Genomic DNA, 17,173 nt, shown 5'->3' with positions numbered 1-17,173 from the left:
TATAATTATACCGGGATAATAAAAATGCAACGGATGATGTACGGTAAAATAAAGACACGGGCGCAATCTGACGGGTTGCGTTTCGTGTCTTTTTTTTATTGTCTTTTGTTCCTCTTGACATTCTCGTTGCCGTCTGCCGCCATGCCTGCCGACTCTTTGAAGTGGTATGAGCGTGTGCAGCAACTCGATGAGATAATGGTGCGTTCTGATAAAAAAAAGTATTCACGCAAGGCTAATCCGGCTGTAGAGCTGATGCGTAAGGTGATAGCAGCCCGCCGCGATACGAGACTGTCGGCTCACGACTACTATCATTACTGCAAGTACCGGAAGCTGACAATGGCGGTAAACGACATTTCGCATGATGACTTTGAGAAAGGGATGTTTGCCGGAATACCCGGTTTTTTCAGACAGGTGGAGCTATGCCCGCACAACAACAAGCTGATACTGCCGGTCGTGGTGACCGAGGCTTACACGCAGGAGACGTTCCGTAAGGATCCGCGTGACTCTAAGACAATAGTGCGCGGATACCGTTCCGAGGGCATAAACAAGGTATTCAGATCGGGCGGGCTGATAACGGCGGCTCTTGCCGATTTCTTTCCCGATATTGATATATACGACAACAGGATACGTCTGCTGCAACAATCGTTCACGTCTCCGATTGGCGATGATGCCTTGCGTTTTTATCGCTTTACCATTGTAGATACGCTGAGTGTGGGCACCGACCGTTGTGTCCGCCTGCGTTTCATGCCTGACAATATTCTGGATTTCGGATTTTGCGGTGACATTTATGTCATGGACGACTCTTCGTACAGAGTGCGCAGGTGCGAACTGTCGGTGCCTAAGCGTGGCGGCGTGAATTTTGTGGACGGGTTGCGCATACTCCAGGAGTTTGGTGCGGCACCAGGCGGAGAGTGGGTCATGACACTTGACGAGATGGTGGGAGAGTTTAAGATGTTCGACTTTCTGAAAAAGTGCATTGTCATACGCACCACACACATGGGCGGACACTATTTCGCTGCTCTTCCGGACAAGTTGTTCCGTGGCTTTGACAAAGAGCTGGTGGAGCGAGGGGCAGACCGTCGGGATGATAGTTTCTGGGACATGTATCGCCCGGTAGACCTCACTCACGGTGAGCGGAACCTGCCCGAGTTTATGCGCAACGTGAAGATGATGGGACGCAATAATATCTTGCTGACAGCCTTACGCTCTATTGTCGAGAACTATGTTGAGGTCGGGGCGGGCGGCCGCGAGGCTCTGGTCGATATCGGACCTGTAAATGCCATTATTTCAAACAATAGCGTGGACGGTTTCCGCACACGGATAGGAGGGAAGACAACCGCCAACCTCAACCGGCATCTTTTCTTCAACGGATATTATGCCCATGGGTGGAAGAGCCGGGCAGACTATTATAAGGCCGAGCTTACATATTCGTTTCGCCCTAAGATATATACGCCCGAGGAAAGGCCGAAACGCAGTATTACCCTGACATCTGTGTATGATATATGCTTTCCTGGTGACAGAGGGGTGGCAGACCCGGAACATAATATGTTTACAGCCCTGACGTGGGGCGATACCGAACGAATGATGACATACAACCGGCAGCGGCTGACATTCGAGCGTGAGGAGACCTGGGGACTTACTTCTTCACTGATGATTACGGCGGAGGAGAACATGCCACGGGGTAAGCTGATGTTCACGGCTGCCACACAGTCCATAAGAACGACCGAGTTGAGGGCCGGTCTGCGCTTTGCTCCCGGGGAGCGTTTTGTGGCCACCAAGCGCGGACGTCGCAGGATAAACCGCGATGTGCCGGTGCTTACGCTTACTCATGCCGTGGGTATCGACGGATTTTTGGGCGGCGGTTATGACTATAATATTACCGAACTGATGTTCAGCAACCGTTTTTGGATGAAGAGCTGGGGCAAGGTCGATGTAAGACTGCATGCCGCGGCGCAGTGGAACAGCGTGCCGTTTCCGTTGCTTGTAATCCCATCGGCCAACCAGTCGTATATGCTGCGCGACGGTATGTTCAACCTGATGGACAATATGGAGTTTCTTTCCGATCGTTGTCTGTCTGCGGATATAACGTGGGATATAGGCGGAAAGATTTTCAACCGCGTTCCGTTTGTCAGGGATTTGCGGTGGCGTGAGTGTCTTGGCGTGAAAGCAATGTGGAGCAGTCTGACATCAAAGAATAATCCGTATGAAGCCGGATGCGGTACAGATGGAGCCCTCATGCCTTTTCCGGATGATGTCCATGTGATGTCAGGCAGTACGCCTTATGTAGAGATAATGGCGGGAGTGCATAATGTGTTCCGCTTTTTCGACATCGAGTATGTGCGCCGTCTTACATATCTCGGTCACCCGACAGCCAAAAGACAGGGCGTACGTTTCAGGTTTAAGTTGCAGTTTTGACATATCAAATAATTATACTATGCGAAAAATAAAGAACCCTTGGTTGTCGAAGCCCGGTTATCACTGCTTCGGTTGTTGTCCTGAAAATCCTCACGGAGTGGGCATGGAGTTTTTTGAGGATGGCGAAGACATCGTTTGTTTCTGGCGGCCGAGCGCCCGATATCAAGGTTGGATTGACACGCTGCATGGCGGGATACAGGCCACGCTGATAGACGAGTGCGCGTCGTGGGTGGTGTTCCGCAAGTTGCAGACCACAGGAGTGACAAGTAATCTGAACGTGAAATATCGTCGTCCGGTAATGACAACCGAACCTCAGATAACCATCCGTGCCCGTCTGTGCGAGATGAAGCGAAACGTGGCCTTTATCGGCGTGACGATAGAAAACTCGCGTGGCGAGCTGTGTGCCGAGGGAGAGGCTGTGTATTTCACTGCCACTCCGGATAAAGCGGCCGGTATGGGTTTCACGGAATGTGTCACCGAGGGCGACGAGTTGTTGTCGATGTGACGGTCAGATCTCGTCTTCCTCTTGCGAACTGGTGTCTAACTGTGTGTCTCGCGAGATTGTGACGTCGCCCATTCTCGACACCTTCACGATCAACGGGATATACTCATCGGTCTGCGGCAGGCTGACACTGGCCGCAAACAGAAGGGACGAGCCTTCCACACGGTCGAACACGAGACCTTCGAGTATGCCAGACTTGCTGTATTCATCGCTGATGTGCTGTTCGAAAGAGGCTTTTGTGAAAGTCTTGTTGAAAAACGTGCTTCCGTCGGCTCTGTTTACGGTGAGTGATATGCTGTTGTCAACAAACTTCTGGCCGCTTTCGTCTTTCACCTTCGCCAGTTTGTCATCGGCCGTGCGTTTAATCTCGCATGTGTACACATTTCCCAGCCATTCCACGTCTTTCGATTGCGTGTAGTCCTGCATTCTCACCGGTTCGGCTGTGGTTCTGCTCTCTTTCTTCGTCGTTATTATGTTCTCGTTTTTACTCTCTCCGCCGCAACTCATCAGTCCTGCTGTCAGCATTCCGGCGGCAATGACGTTTAAAACTTTTTTCATCGCGTATGTCAATAGGTGTATTATTTTTTTTGTAAAGATGATGCGGATCGGGTGGAATAAAACTGGTTTCGATTTTCCTTGATACCGCATATCTTCTGCAAAGGTAATGAATTTTTTCCGATATTTCATGTTTTTTATCATGTCATCTGTATCTGGCAGAGACTCATGTAGTGGGCAATGTATATTAATGTGTATCGTTATGTTGCTTGCATTTTACGATGTTTTATAGTAAATTTGGTGTCGGAAATATTAAATTTAAATGTTGTTTTTATGATAAATGTTTACAATATATGCGGTTCGTCATCTACATTTGCAGGTCTGGAAATGTATATTTATGCATATTTGCGAACTATGATATTTGATAAATTCGGGACTGTCGTGGGTATATAATGATATATACGTGTTCCGGTTGAGGCACCATCATGCCTCATTGGAGTGCCGGAAGGCTCCCTGTCTATGGGCAGGGAGCCTTTTTTATGTCTTATTCGGCCATTTTTCGTCTTGCATTGGGATACTCGTTGGCTTGCGTTTAGCCGCTCGTTGCATTGCGTTTAGTATCCGAATGCATCCTGACGGGATACTTATTGCGGAATGACGGTATGCCGAACGCAAAACGACCGATGTGCAAACTGTACTCATCGGTCGTTTTGTCATTTTTCAAAGTCTTTTGTATCGCATTTCTCACTGATGTTGCATAAATATTCGGCGTCCGGCTAATTTATTGTCGTTATGATCTTTCTTTACGTTATCAAGCCTTTTCTTTACGTTATTATGTTTTCAGGCATATACGGACATATTGTTTTGTTGCCGGTGTGGTGTCTTTCGGGTTTGTTGTGTGGTCTTCCGGCATATTCTATGATATCGGTTTTTTGGCCGATGTCTCTCTTATGACTAATTTTTGGGGCACTTTCTCATGATATATTGTTTTATCTCCGGCTATGTTTCTCAGCAGCAGGCGGCATGCCGTCACTCCCATCTTGTGCGACCGGTCTTCTATTGCCGACATGCGGGGCGTGACGTATGCGGCATGCAGGTCATCGGTAAATCCTATCAGCGCCACGTCTTCAGGTATTCGCAGGCCGAGTTGTTTTATTGCGGTAAAGGCTGCGAAAGTTATTATGTCGTTGAAAGCGAGTATGGCATCTGGGCGGTCCGGTCGTTTCAGCAGTTCGATGGCCGATTGCAGGGCTATGTCGTAGTCAATCTTGTCGCATACCACCATGTTGCGGTCTATCGCTATTTTGCTTCCACGCAGTGCTTCGAGGTATCCGTGCTTGCGGCGTCGCACCATGTCAAGGTGGTTTGGTCCGCCGATAAACGCTATCCGCCGGCTGCCGGTGTCTATGAGATGTTGCGTGGCTTGTTGTGCGGCTTCGTCTCCGTTGGCCGTGACGGAAGAGAAACGATCTGTCAGGCATGTCCTGCCGAAGAACACGAGGGGTATTCTCATATCGGCGATTTCTTCGAAGTGGGAGTAGTCTGTGGTGCTCTGTGCCAGTCCGGCGATGATGCCTTCGACATGCAGTCCCACGAAATTGTCTATCACCCTCGCTTCTGTCTCGAAGTCTTCATGGCTGTTTGCGCTTATCACCGAATATCCTTTGCGTCGTGCCTCATCTTCAATCCCATCGAGCACCGCTGCATAGTAGTGTGTGACGAGATTGGGTACCACGACGCCAATGATTTTCGGAGCTTCCCGACGTAGGCTCTGGGCAAACGGATTGGGACGGTAGTTGAGTTCTTTGGCGAGGTTTTTAACTTTGTCCTGCATCTCTTTTCCTATTTCAGGGCAGTTTCTCAGCGCTCTGCTCACTGTGGCAATGCTCACTCCCAATTTTTTTGCCAGGTCTTTCTGCGATGTTCTACGCTTGTTGTCGGTCATAAAAACTTAAAGGTGAATAAGGGATATTCTTTATGCAAAGTTAAGCAAAATCAGAGTAATCCGCAAACGTTTACGTAGGATTTTTAGGTAAAAAAGATACAAATTTATTAAAATCTGCCTATCTTTGCATCAGAAATTCAGAATGAGTAATGAATAGTTGATAATAAGTTAGTTAGAAAACAGAGGATTAAGACTGTCGTGAGACACTCTTAATCCTTTTTTTATTTCATGGGGCTTATGCAGTCCATAGCCCGATATTTGGTCAGTCCGAAAACTCTGTGGGTATGTTAAATCTACCCTGTTGGTTTGCATAATCTAAAAATCGGTTTTTATAGTGAGGCACCGGTTTTCTTGGGATTTTGATGCCTGGCATTTGCAGATTTGACAGATATGGTTTTGTGTCATGTCTTTTGGTTGGAATAATTTTCCCCTTGCTGTGCCGATAGCGTTTTTATGCCTGAAATGATTTCAGCCCTATTTCCTTCCATGTGTTTTTGAAGTCTGCCATTGATCCGAATACCATGCTGGCACCTTCGTCTGCAAGTTGCTTGTCGGGCAGGGGGCCGGTATTGACGGCCACTGTCATTATCCGGGCGGCTACAGCCGCGCGCACGCCGAGCGGCGCGTTTTCCACGACAATGGCTTCCCACGGTTTGACACCGGCTTTTTCAAGTCCTTTGATATATGGCTCCGGATCGGGTTTTCCCCGGCTTACATCAAAGCTGGCGACAATCAGGCCTGTCGACACGAGGCCTTCGAACTCTTTCACGAGTTTGTCGAGCAGCGACCGTTGGCCGCTACCCGTCACAACGACGATTTTCAATCCGGCTGCTTTGATCTCCTTTTGCAGTTCCATGACGCTATCCATGATATTGGCCGCCGGACACAGTGAGAAAATGCGGCTTTTCTCGTCATACATCCGTTGCGACTCTTCATCGCTTATTTCACGCCCCCATTGCTTGCGTGCCAGCATTTTTATGGTCTCCACTCCGCGCATGCCCTCGTAGAGATACGCTTCTTCCTGTGTCATCTCGAGGCCGAAAGTTTTCATCGACTCGTGCCAACTGCGTGCGTGATTGGGCATTGAGTCATACAGCACGCCATCCATGTCAAAAAGAACGGCCTTGGGGCAGAAAGCCTCAAAGCCGTGTCTTTTCATGTATTTTTGTATTTCTTTTTCGTACATATCTTATGTTTAATCCTCTTTTGCGAGCCTTTCCTTGATGGCTTTGCTGTCTGCCTCATATCCTGGTTTGTCGAGCAGTGCGAACATATTCTTTTTGTATGCTTCCACACCGGGTTGGTTGAACGGGTTTACTTCGAGTAAGTTGCCGCTGATGCCGCAGGCTATCTCAAAGAAATATATCAACTGGCCGATGTAGTATTCGTTCAGTTCGGGCACGCTGATGCGCATGTTAGGCACTCCACCGTCAACGTGGGCAAGGCGTGTTCCGAGTTCAGCCATCTTGTTGACTTCGTCCACTCGCTTGCCGGCGAGGAAGTTCAGGCCGTCAAGGTTCTCATCATCCTCGGGGAAAAGCAGATGCCTGTTCGGTGTTTCTATACTGATGACAGTCTCGAAGATGGTGCGCTCGCCTTCCTGAATCCACTGTCCCATGGAATGCAAATCGGTGGTGAAGTCGCACGATGCAGGGAATATACCTTTTCCGTCCTTGCCTTCGCTCTCTCCGAATAGTTGTTTCCACCATTCGCTGATGAAATGAAGTTTGGGATGGTAGTTTACCATTATCTCTATTTTCTTGCCTGCCTGGGCGTACAGTCCGTTGCGGACAGCGGCGTATACGGCAGCCGGATTTTCCTCGAACGGTATGTCATTGCCGCAGGCTTTCTCCATATCCTGCGCTCCGCCGACAAGTTTTGTGATGTCGAAACCAGCGCAAGCGATGGGCAGCAATCCGACGGGTGTAAGTACAGAGAAGCGTCCGCCCACGTTGTCAGGTATCACAAATGTGGTGTATCCCTCCTTGTCCGCGCATGTTCTGGCAGCGCCTTTGACGGCATCAGTGACTGCCACTATCACTTTTCGGGCCTCTTCTTTTCCACGCTGTGCCTCGCATTGCTTCTTCAATAGGCGGAATGTGAGAGCGGTCTCGGTTGTAGTGCCTGATTTTGATATGTTGATCACACCGAATTTCTTGTCTTTCAGGTACTCGGTCATTTCCGCAAGGTAGTCTTCGCCTATGTTGTTGCCGGCAAACATGATGGTGGGATTGTTTTTGTCGTCAATCAGCCATGCGAAAGAGTTGCCCAAAGCTTCAATCACTGCGCGTGCTCCGAGGTAGCTTCCTCCGATGCCTGCCACTACGATTACTTCGCAATTGGCCCGCAATACGTCGGCGCAATCGTTTATTTCTTTGATGAATCCTGGTGTGATTGATGTCGGAAGATGAAGCCAACCGAGGAAATCGTTACCTGGGCATGTTCCGTTTTCAAGAGCTTCACGGGCTTTCTTTACTTGCGGTTCGAATGCTTTTACCGCGCCCGGTGCCAAGAACTGGGCGGCCTTGGAGATGTCTAAGCTGATATTTTTCATAATTATTTAAAATTGGTTTTATGTTTTGTCTTAAATAGGTTGATAGCCTGTCCGAGTATTATTTTCATGTTATTCATGGGTGCTTTGTTTTATTCCATGACATATTACATTATTGATTTTTCTTTATTTTGATTTTCATTGTTATATTATACGGTGGCTTATCATACTTTCTGTTGCCTTTTATATGGCTTCATTAGGCTGGTATCGTTTTTTTGCTTACAGTTTCTGTAATGTGTCAATTAGACCGTCACATTATCTTTTGCGGACTTATCTGAAACTGTCGGTAAGCAGTTTTATTTCCACTTGCGGACTTATCCGTTCATAGAGAATATTGTATACGGCATCGAGAATGGGCATGTTGACGTGCATGTGACGGTTGATTTCCTTCATGCATTTGGTTCCGAAATAGCCTTCGGCAATCATTTCCATTTCAATCTGTGCGCTTTTCACGCTGTATCCTTTACCTATCATGGTGCCGAATGTGCGGTTTCGCGAGAAATTGCTGTATCCTGTGACGAGCAGGTCTCCGAGATATACCGAGTCATAGACACTGCGTTCGATGGGGTGGGCGGCTTGCAGGAAGCGCGATGTCTCCTGGACGGCGTTGGCCATTAGCACGGCCTGAAAGTTGTCGCCGAATTTAAGACCGCTGCATATACCGGCCGCTATGGCATATACATTTTTCAATACCGAGGCATACTCTATCCCGATGACGTCATCATTGGTCTTGGTCTTTACGTAATCGCTTGTCAGTACATCGGCAAAAGCTTCCGCCTTTTCCTTGTCCGAGCAGGCTACAGTGAGATATGTGAGCCTTTCAAGTGCCACTTCCTCGGCGTGAGACGGTCCGCCGAGGCACGCGAGGTTCTCGTACGGCACGTCGTATACACGCCGAAAAAATTCCGAGCAGATAAGGTTCTCGTCCGGAACAATTCCTTTTATGGCCGTGACGATGAACTTGTCCTTAATCCTGCTCTTCAATTTTTTGAGGTGGTTCTTGATATATGGTGACGGGGTCACGAACACGAGGGTGTCGTAATTCTGTACAATCTTGTTGATGTCGCTCGAGAAGAACACCTCATCCATGTTGAAACGCACACTCATCAAGTATGCGGGATTGTGTCCCAGCCTGCGAAAATCCTCGATACGGTCGTCCCGCCGCATATACCATCCTATGTGGTGGGTATGTTCCACCACAATCTTGGCGATGGCTGTGGCCCAGCTGCCGCCTCCGATAATAGCTATTTTACCGCAGTTATACACCGGCTTTCTCTATCCATGCCTGGAACTCGTCTACCTTCGGGTTTTCAAGTCCGAGCTTATATTTCTTGTTTACTCCGCAGACTTCCATCTGTAATTTCTGCGGATTTATGTCCTTAATATCCTGTACGAGGTAATATCCGCACTTGTTGAACAGCGGAACCCACTCTTCTCCTACGCCTATGGCCGCCCATTCGGCGTTTGTGCTGCGCGGAGCCTTCTTCTCCGGTTTCATCTGCGGGAAGAAGAGCACCTCCTGTATGTATGTCTTGCCCGTCATTAGCATAACAAGTCGGTCTATGCCTATGCCTATGCCGCTTGTCGGCGGCATGCCGTATTGCAGTGCGCGGAGGAAGTCGCCGTCGATGATCATCGCCTCGTCATCGCCCTTGTCGGCCAGTTTCATCTGCTCCTTGAAGCGTTCTTCCTGATCTATCGGGTCGTTAAGCTCCGAGTATGCGTTGGCAAGTTCCTTGCCGTTTACCATCAGTTCGAAGCGCTCCGTAAGTCCGGGTTTTGAGCGGTGCATCTTTGTCAGCGGGCTCATCTCCACCGGATAGTCTGTTATGAAAGTTGGCTGTATGTATGTTCCTTCGCAGAACTCGCCGAAGATCTCGTCTATCAGCTTACCCTTGCCCATGGTGTCGTCTATCTCCATGTCGAGTTTCTTACACACTTCGCGTATCTCCTCCTCGCTCATTCCGTTGAGATCGTAGCCTGTCTTCTCTTTGATGGCATCGAGGATTGGCAACCGTCGGTATGGAGCCTTGAAACTGATAATCTGTCCGTCTATCTCGCGCTCAGGCTTGCCGTTCACGGCCGTGCATACTGTTTCGAGCAGTTTCTCGGTGAAGTCCATCATCCAGTTGTAATCCTTGTACTGCACGTACAGTTCCATGCATGTGAACTCGGGGTTGTGGTTGCGGTCCATACCCTCGTTGCGGAAGTTCTTTCCTATCTCGTATACGCCCTCGAAACCGCCGACGATGAGCCGTTTGAGATACAGTTCGGTGGCTATTCTCATGTACATATCAGTGCTCAGTGCGTTGAAGTGGGTGATGAACGGGCGTGCGCTCGCTCCACCGGCTATGGCTTGCAGCGTCGGGGTTTCCACTTCTGTGTATCCCGCCTCGTCGAGCACCCGGCGTATGGTACGTATCACCGTGGCACGGCTGAGGAAAGTGTCTTTCACTCCGTCGTTAACCACGAGATCCACGTATCTCTGTCGGTAGCGTAGCTCCGGGTCTTCGAATTTGTCGTATGCCACTCCATCCTTGTATTTCACTATCGGCAGCGGTTTCAGACTCTTCGACAACAGAGTCAGTTCGCGTGCGTGAACCGAAATCTCTCCCGTCTGTGTGCGGAATACGAAGCCTTTTACACCGATGAAGTCACCGATGTCAAGCAACCGTTTGAATACCTTATTATATAGTTCCTTGTCTTCTCCCGGGCAGATGTCATCGCGAGTGATGTATACCTGTATGCGTCCTTTCGAGTCTTGTATCTCCGCAAAACTGGCCTTGCCCATCACGCGTCGGCTCATCAACCGACCGGCGATGCACACTTCACGCTGTTCGCCCTCATCGGAAAACTCGTCTCTTATGTCTGTTGAAAAAGCGTTTGTGGGATATTCGGCAGCGGGATAGGGGTCAATACCCATGTCCCGAAGCTCTTGCAGGCTCTGGCGTCTGCCAAGTTCCTGTTCACTCAGTTCTAAAACGTTCATAGTCTTTATATCGAATATATATTCTTGTTATGGGTGCAAATTTACTAAATAACGTCGGAAAAAACGAATAAAATCAAAAGAAAGGACTATACATATATAAAAAAACGTTGAATGCGGATGCTTACGGTGGCGTGTTAAAATAACGTAACAAACTTCTGTCGTGAAATCTCTTCAACAGGCTGTTTGTATTGTAAAAAATCATACAAACGTTTGAGATGTTCGGCTTGGTATTGGATACTATGTCCGTATGTGGTGTTTTTATGCTTTTTAAATGTTTGATTTTATAGGTATCCGGTTGCTTGATGGTTATTGTTTCTTGTGAGATTCCCTAAAATTTTTTTTTTGTTATGATGTTTGTTTTCTGATGTATTCCTTGTTGTTTTCTGATGTTTTAGAGCCGTTTTTCTATGTTTGGAAATCTGTTTGTCGTGTTTTGTCCGATCCGTTGTCTCGCAACTATAAGTCAGGCATTTACCGGTGATTATTTATTGCGGAATATCGTGTCGGTAAATGTGCGGAGAAGACTCCATGGCGGCTTATATCTGTTTTCAGTTGTATTTTTGATTACTGTCGTAATTCAGAATTATCATTACATAATTGCTGATAATTGTGATTGTTGTTGTTAAAATATTATAAAAACACAATGTCTGTTTTGATGGTTGACGCTATTTTCATACATTTGTAAATTAAGACAAAAATAAAAAACATATAAAACCGTAATACCGGATAAATAGCGATGATAAGGACAGAGACAAAGAATATGGTTATCGGTATCGACATCAGTTTGGGAGAGACGACCTGCGCTGTTGTAGACATTCGCGGTAACATAATTGCCATGAGTAAATTTAATACCTGTGAATATTCGGATGTGAATAAATATGCGTCTGTTTTGTGCAATGAGATAATGAAACTCATAGACGGTTCATGCGGAATAGAGAATATTCGTTCGGTGGGAATATCGGCTCCAAGCGGCAATTTGCTTACCGGATGTATCGAGAACTCGCCTAACCTGCCTTGGAAAGGGTCTATCCCGTTGGCTGCCATGTTGCGCGACAGGCTCGGACTGGCCGTGGCTCTTGGCAACGATACGCATGCGGTGATTCTCGGTGAGTATACTTTCGGATGCGGTCACGGAATGAAGAACTTCGGGATAGTGGCCATAGGCAATGGGCTGGGAAACGCTTTGTTCACGAGAGGAAAACTGTATCATGGCAATAACGGTTTTGCCGGAGAATTGGGGCATATCTGTGCCGTAGACAACGGGCGGCAGTGCAATTGTGGCCGTAAAGGTTGTCTGGAACGGTATGTGGCCGGCCCAGGCATCGTCCTTACGGCACGTGAGGTGCTTGAAGAAAATGACGCGCCTTCACTCATGCGTGATTTGGATCAAATGACAGCCCAAGCGATAGCCGAGTGTTGCGACCTTGGAGATGAGTTGGCCATAGAGGTATATCGCCGTACAGGATATATCCTCGGCATCGCGCTTGCAAATTATGCGGCTATTGTAGACCCTGAGGCTCTGATATTGTCGGGAGGTGTGTCTCGTGCCGGCAAGTGGCTGCTCGAACCCACATTGAAATCGTTCGGAGAGCATGTGTTCCCAAACATTCACGGACGTGTGAAGTTGCTCATCTCGTCTATGAACCATCGTGAGCGTGATATCCTCGGTGCCAGTGTCATGGCCTGGGGGGTTAAGGAATACTCACTGTTCAAATAAATCCGTCGGCAGGTTGCGGGATGAGTGCCGTTGTTGTTTTTTATAAATGAGCGACAGCGTGCCGATAAACTGTTCAGATCGCAGTAATCATGAATATAGATAAGGAAAAAGACGATATTACAAGCATGCCGACGCTGGCAACGGCGCTCGGCATGCGCTTTTACTCAACGGAAGACCCTGATACATGCAGGGCAGAGATGGATGTTGACAGTCGTACACGGCAGCCGTTCGGAGTGATTAGCGGCGGGGCAACGCTTGCTCTAGCCGAGACATTGGCCGGGATAGGGTCTCTTGCCGCATGTCCTGGAAAAAGGTGTGCGGGCATAAGCGTTACAGGAAACCATGTCAAGGCCGTGCAGGAGGGCGACACCGTCACGGCGGTGGCACGCATAATACACAGAGGTCATAAGATCCACGTATGGAATGTGGATATCACAAATAGTTCGGGTGAGCTTGTCTCTTCCGTCAGCGTGACCAATTATATAACGAGTCTGCCCAATAATATTGTTAAGGAGCGGTAAGGGAAATAAATCGAAAAAAACCGTAAGAATAACACGAAACCGTATGTCTGTCAGGTATGATTTCGGTTTCAATTCATTATCAATATGCTGTCTTACGCATTTTACAGATTACCATATTCGGACAAATGTACCGCTGTCATACAGTCGGATGGTGCTCCCATTCATTTGGGTTCCTATTCCGACATGAACAGTCGTACAGGATTTGTAGTTGCTCCTTTTACCATAACTTCTGATGAACCGCTGCTGCTCATCCGTCCCGACAGGGTGGAACATTTTGCGCTTGACGATGTTTCCGGGCTTGCGTTGTTGCGCAGTGTCACGGCAAGCACTTCATTGTGCGGCGTGTCTGCCATGCCTGTTTCCGCTGTATCCCGGTCGGCCTATGCTTCGGCGTTTGCCGCCTGTCACGGAAAATTACTTTCAGGCGAGTTCGAAAAGATAGTCCTTTCCCGTCGGTCGGTGGTCACGATACCCGAAACGGCACCATTGCATGAATTGTTTTTGAGGGCGTGTGATATGTATCCCCGTGCGTTTGTGGTCTTAGTATCGTCGGCGGCATGCGGAACATGGCTTGCCGCTTCGCCGGAGATACTACTTTCCGGCGACGGGGAGAAATGGCGCACGGTGGCGCTTGCCGGCACGATGGGATATGACGACTATCTGGCTGAGGGCGAATGGAGCGTGAAGAACAGGATGGAGCAGCGTTGCGTGGCGGAATATATAGGTGATTGCCTGCGGTGTTTTGCCGATGATGTCACCGAAGGCGACCCATACACGGCGCGTGCCGGTGATGTCGTACATCTGCGCAGTGATTTCTCTTTCGGACTCTCTGACAGTGCGGGTATCGGCGATGTCGTTGCCGCTCTTCATCCAACACCTGCCGTATGCGGATTGCCAAAGAGCGCGACACGGCGTTTTCTTGAGGCCGTAGAGCCTGCTCCGCGCGGTTATTACAGCGGTTTCATGGGACCGTTGGCTGTCGGTGGTGATACACATCTCTACGTTTCGCTGCGTTGTATGCGCATGGCTTCCGGCTTCTGCGTTCTTTATGCCGGCGGCGGACTTCTTAAAGACAGTGTGGAAGAGATGGAATGGGACGAGACAGAGGCGAAAATGGACACAATGCGAAAGGTGGTTGACGGCAAACAATAGAATGAGTGGCAAGGCAAACAAACGCTGTTGATGATGTGGAGAATGCCTGTCGTGCGGCTATCGCATGTTTTTTGTCATAGTCTGATTGGAATAGTAATGATAGGATTGTTATATAATGTATAGCTCAAAAGAGAATATCAACATACTGACCTCATTGCTTTTGGCGCATGGTGTCAGTCGGGCGGTGGTGTGTCCCGGTTCACGCAATGCTCCGATAGTGCATAATCTGTACGAGGCGGGCATCGAGTGTCATGCGGTGACAGACGAACGCTCTGCCGGGTTTTATGCTATCGGTATGGCATTGCGTGTGTGTGCGCCGGTCGCAGTGTGCGTCACATCAGGCTCGGCACTGCTTAATCTCGCTCCGGCTGTTGCCGAAGCGCACTATCGCCACTTGCCGATCGTGGTTGTCTCTGCCGACCGTCCGTTGCAGTGGATTGGGCAACTCGACGGTCAGACACTTCCCCAAGATGGTGCTTTGGGCTGTTTCGTTCGCCGTTGTGTATGTATTCCGGAACCGGTCGATAATGAAAGCAGGTGGCATTGCGGCCGGTCGGTCAATGAAGCATTGCTTGCCATGCGTGGCGATACGGATGCTCCGGTACATATCAATGTGCCGATAAGCGAGCCGCTGTTTGATTTCACAGTGCCTGTGCTTCCCGATGTGCGTGTGGTGAGGCGTTTGCGGCCGGCATCTGTCAGCCCGGCGGTGCTTGATGATGTGGCTGTTCGTTTTATGTCAGCACATCGTCCGATGATCGTTGCCGGACAGTATGGATGCTGTGATGAATTAGGTAGGGCATTGAAGTCTTTGTCTAATCATGCCGTAGTGCTTCAAGAGCCGCTCTGTCCCGGTATCGGGTGTGTGCATTTCGATGAGGTGTTGTCTGCCGTTGATGAGGTGTCTGCCTACCGTCCGGATTTCATTCTGTATGTCGGTGGCACTTTGGTGAGCAAGCGTCTTAAGGCGTTTCTTCGCCGTGTGGCTGACACCGAGACGTGGGCTGTGAGCGAAGACGGTGACATTCACGACACGTTTTGCAGTCAGACCGTTGTCATTGAAGGGCGTGCCGCCGACGTATTGGCGCCTCTTGCCGCCATGTTAGAGAAGTCGGAATGCAGTGAATTCAAGTTTTTGTGGCAGTCGGCGCTGGACCGTGCCGCCGTGCGTGCCGCCGATTTTACTCCCCGTTACTCTCAGATGATGGTCGTAAAAATGTTCGAGTCTATGATAGAAGAGGCTGATTACGACTATGATGTGCACTATGCCAACAGCAGTGCGGTGCGGCTTGGATGCATGTTTTCCGGCCATTATATATACGTCAATCGTGGTGTCAACGGCATAGAAGGGTCGCTTTCTGCCGCGGCGGGTTTCTCGGCGGCCGGCGACAGCATCACATTCTGCGTAATAGGAGATCTCAGTTTCTTCTATGACAACAATGCGTTGTGGAATGGCGGGATAGGAGGCAACCTGCGTGTGCTGCTTCTTAACAACGCTTGTGGCGGCATATTCAGCACTCTTTGCGGTCTCGAAGCCGGTGCGGTCCGTGATGAGTATGTGGCCGGCGGGCATCGATCGAGTGCCCACGGGATATGTGACGCCCATGATATAGGCTATATTTCGGCTCGAAACGCTGATGACCTGGCAAAAAACATGAAAACTTTCCTTTACAGCGGAACACACCGTCCTCTTGTGTTTGAGGTGTTTACGGATGCGGAGGAAGACGCGGCAGCGGTGCGGGAATATTTTAGCGGCTGGAAATTAGAATGTTAAATAGGTAAGGAGTTGATGGTTAGTAACATATAATAAATTAAAAACATAATACGGATATGCAATCGAGAGAGTGGAAAAAGATACGTGATTTTGAGGAAATAATATTTGAGGAGTACAACGGAATAGCAAAGATAACGATCAATAGGCCGCGCTATCGTAATGCGTTTACGCCCAAGACAACATGGGAACTGTCGCAGGCTTTCGCCATTTGCCGTGAGATGCAGGATATAAGTGTGGTCATTCTCACAGGTGCGGGCGACAAGGCGTTCTGCTCCGGGGGAGATATGAACGTGAAAGGGCGTGGCGGGTATGTCGACGAGAGCGGTATCCCACGTCTCAGTGTGCTTGATGTGCAGATGCAGATAAGGCGCCTGCCGAAGCCGGTGATAGCCATGGTCAACGGTTATGCTATCGGCGGTGGGCACGTTCTGCATCTTGTGTGCGACCTTACGATAGCGAGTGATAATGCCGTTTTCGGTCAGACCGGTCCTAAGGTGGGATCGTTCGATGCCGGTTTCGGTGCTTCTTATCTTGCAAGAATAGTGGGACAGAAGAAAGCCAGGGAAATATGGTTCCTCTGTCGGCAGTATAACGCCGGGGAAGCGGAGCGCATGGGACTTGTCAACAAGGTTGTCCCTTTCGACCGATTGGAAGACGAATGTGTTGAATGGGCGGAGACAATGATGGAGCGCAGCCCTCTCGCTTTGCGCATGATAAAGGCCGGTCTTAATGCAGAGCTTGACGGACAGGCCGGTATCCAGGAGCTGGCCGGAGACGCTACGATGCTCTATTATTTCCTTGATGAGGCTCAGGAAGGCGGTCGCGCATTTCTCGAAAAGCGTAAACCCGATTTTACGAAATACCCGAAGATGCCGTAAATATAGTATTGTTGAATGCCTCACGTACCGTTCCCGGTATCCGGCATCCCTTTCTTCGGCATGGGAAAGAATGATTCCAATGTGGGAAATACGTTTCTTTTGATATGGGGTTTTAATTCTTTCGAATGGATAATCCTGTCTCTTTGAATTGAAAATAGATGCCTGTCGATTTTGAGTCATGTTCTTTATGCAAGGGAAATGGTTTCTTTCGAATGATGATTCTGTAGTTGTCAG

General features: G+C 49.0%; 13 protein-coding genes. 7 read left to right on the top strand and 6 right to left on the bottom strand.

Annotated elements, in window-relative coordinates; translation table 11 throughout:
• The first annotated feature begins 33 nt into the window (after positions 1-33).
• Together HPS53_RS00490 and HPS53_RS00485 are read left to right on the top strand one after the other, a co-directional pair.
• Positions 34-2,415, top strand: a complete 2,382-nt coding sequence (locus tag HPS53_RS00490) for a DUF5686 family protein (protein WP_172203804.1) — start codon at positions 34-36, stop codon at positions 2,413-2,415.
• A 19-nt stretch (positions 2,416-2,434) separates the two neighbouring features.
• Positions 2,435-2,920: a PaaI family thioesterase gene (locus HPS53_RS00485; RefSeq protein ID WP_172203802.1), complete on the top strand. Its 486-nt coding sequence runs from the start codon at positions 2,435-2,437 to the stop codon at positions 2,918-2,920.
• A gap of 3 nt (positions 2,921-2,923) precedes the next feature.
• Here the strand turns inward: HPS53_RS00485 and HPS53_RS00480 are convergent, their stop codons facing one another.
• The 6 genes from HPS53_RS00480 to lysS form a co-directional block, all read right to left on the bottom strand.
• Entirely contained in the window at positions 2,924-3,475 is a 552-nt protein-coding gene (locus HPS53_RS00480; RefSeq protein WP_172203800.1) for a DUF4738 domain-containing protein, read from the bottom strand.
• Between the two features lie 853 nt (positions 3,476-4,328).
• Positions 4,329-5,357 carry a LacI family DNA-binding transcriptional regulator gene (locus HPS53_RS00475; RefSeq protein WP_104369307.1) on the bottom strand — a complete coding sequence of 343 codons (1,029 nt, stop codon included), beginning with the start codon at positions 5,355-5,357 and terminating at the stop codon, positions 4,329-4,331.
• 451 nt (positions 5,358-5,808) lie between these two features.
• The gene (locus HPS53_RS00470; RefSeq protein WP_172203798.1) at positions 5,809-6,543 is read right to left on the bottom strand and encodes an HAD family phosphatase; all 735 of its coding nucleotides are present in this window, start codon (positions 6,541-6,543) and stop codon (positions 5,809-5,811) included.
• Between the two features lie 9 nt (positions 6,544-6,552).
• Entirely contained in the window at positions 6,553-7,911 is a 1,359-nt protein-coding gene (locus HPS53_RS00465; protein ID WP_172203796.1) for a glucose-6-phosphate isomerase, read from the bottom strand.
• Positions 7,912-8,178: 267 nt separating this feature from the next.
• Positions 8,179-9,174: an NAD(P)H-dependent glycerol-3-phosphate dehydrogenase gene (locus HPS53_RS00460; RefSeq protein WP_104368937.1), complete on the bottom strand. Its 996-nt coding sequence runs from the start codon at positions 9,172-9,174 to the stop codon at positions 8,179-8,181.
• Positions 9,167-10,897 (bottom strand): lysine--tRNA ligase, encoded by a 1,731-nt coding sequence (gene lysS / locus HPS53_RS00455; protein ID WP_172203794.1) that lies wholly within the window; start codon positions 10,895-10,897, stop codon positions 9,167-9,169. The genes HPS53_RS00460 and lysS overlap by 8 nt, the downstream gene beginning before the upstream one ends.
• 736 nt (positions 10,898-11,633) lie before the next feature.
• Between lysS and HPS53_RS00450 the strand changes: the two genes are divergently transcribed.
• The 5 genes from HPS53_RS00450 (at position 11,634) to menB (ending at position 16,939) form a co-directional block, all read left to right on the top strand.
• Positions 11,634-12,614, top strand: coding sequence for an ROK family protein (locus HPS53_RS00450; RefSeq protein WP_172203792.1), 981 nt, complete (start codon positions 11,634-11,636; stop codon positions 12,612-12,614).
• Positions 12,615-12,703: 89 nt separating this feature from the next.
• Positions 12,704-13,135: a PaaI family thioesterase gene (locus tag HPS53_RS00445; protein WP_104368934.1), complete on the top strand. Its 432-nt coding sequence runs from the start codon at positions 12,704-12,706 to the stop codon at positions 13,133-13,135.
• A gap of 84 nt (positions 13,136-13,219) precedes the next feature.
• Complete coding sequence (locus HPS53_RS00440) at positions 13,220-14,287, top strand: chorismate-binding protein (protein WP_172203790.1); 1,068 nt, start codon at positions 13,220-13,222, stop codon at positions 14,285-14,287.
• A gap of 115 nt (positions 14,288-14,402) precedes the next feature.
• The gene (gene menD, locus HPS53_RS00435; RefSeq protein WP_172203788.1) at positions 14,403-16,061 is read left to right on the top strand and encodes a 2-succinyl-5-enolpyruvyl-6-hydroxy-3-cyclohexene-1-carboxylic-acid synthase; all 1,659 of its coding nucleotides are present in this window, start codon (positions 14,403-14,405) and stop codon (positions 16,059-16,061) included.
• A 56-nt stretch (positions 16,062-16,117) separates the two neighbouring features.
• A complete protein-coding gene (gene menB, locus HPS53_RS00430) occupies positions 16,118-16,939 on the top strand; it encodes a 1,4-dihydroxy-2-naphthoyl-CoA synthase (RefSeq protein ID WP_172203786.1) in 822 nt (273 codons plus the stop codon).
• Positions 16,940-17,173 lie beyond the last annotated feature (234 nt).

This window comes from Prevotella sp. PTAC, assembly GCF_013166535.1.
Lineage (GTDB): Bacteria > Bacteroidota > Bacteroidia > Bacteroidales > Bacteroidaceae > Prevotella.
Note: the sequence above shows the minus strand (reverse complement) of the source record. Positions and strands in the feature narration are given on the sequence as shown.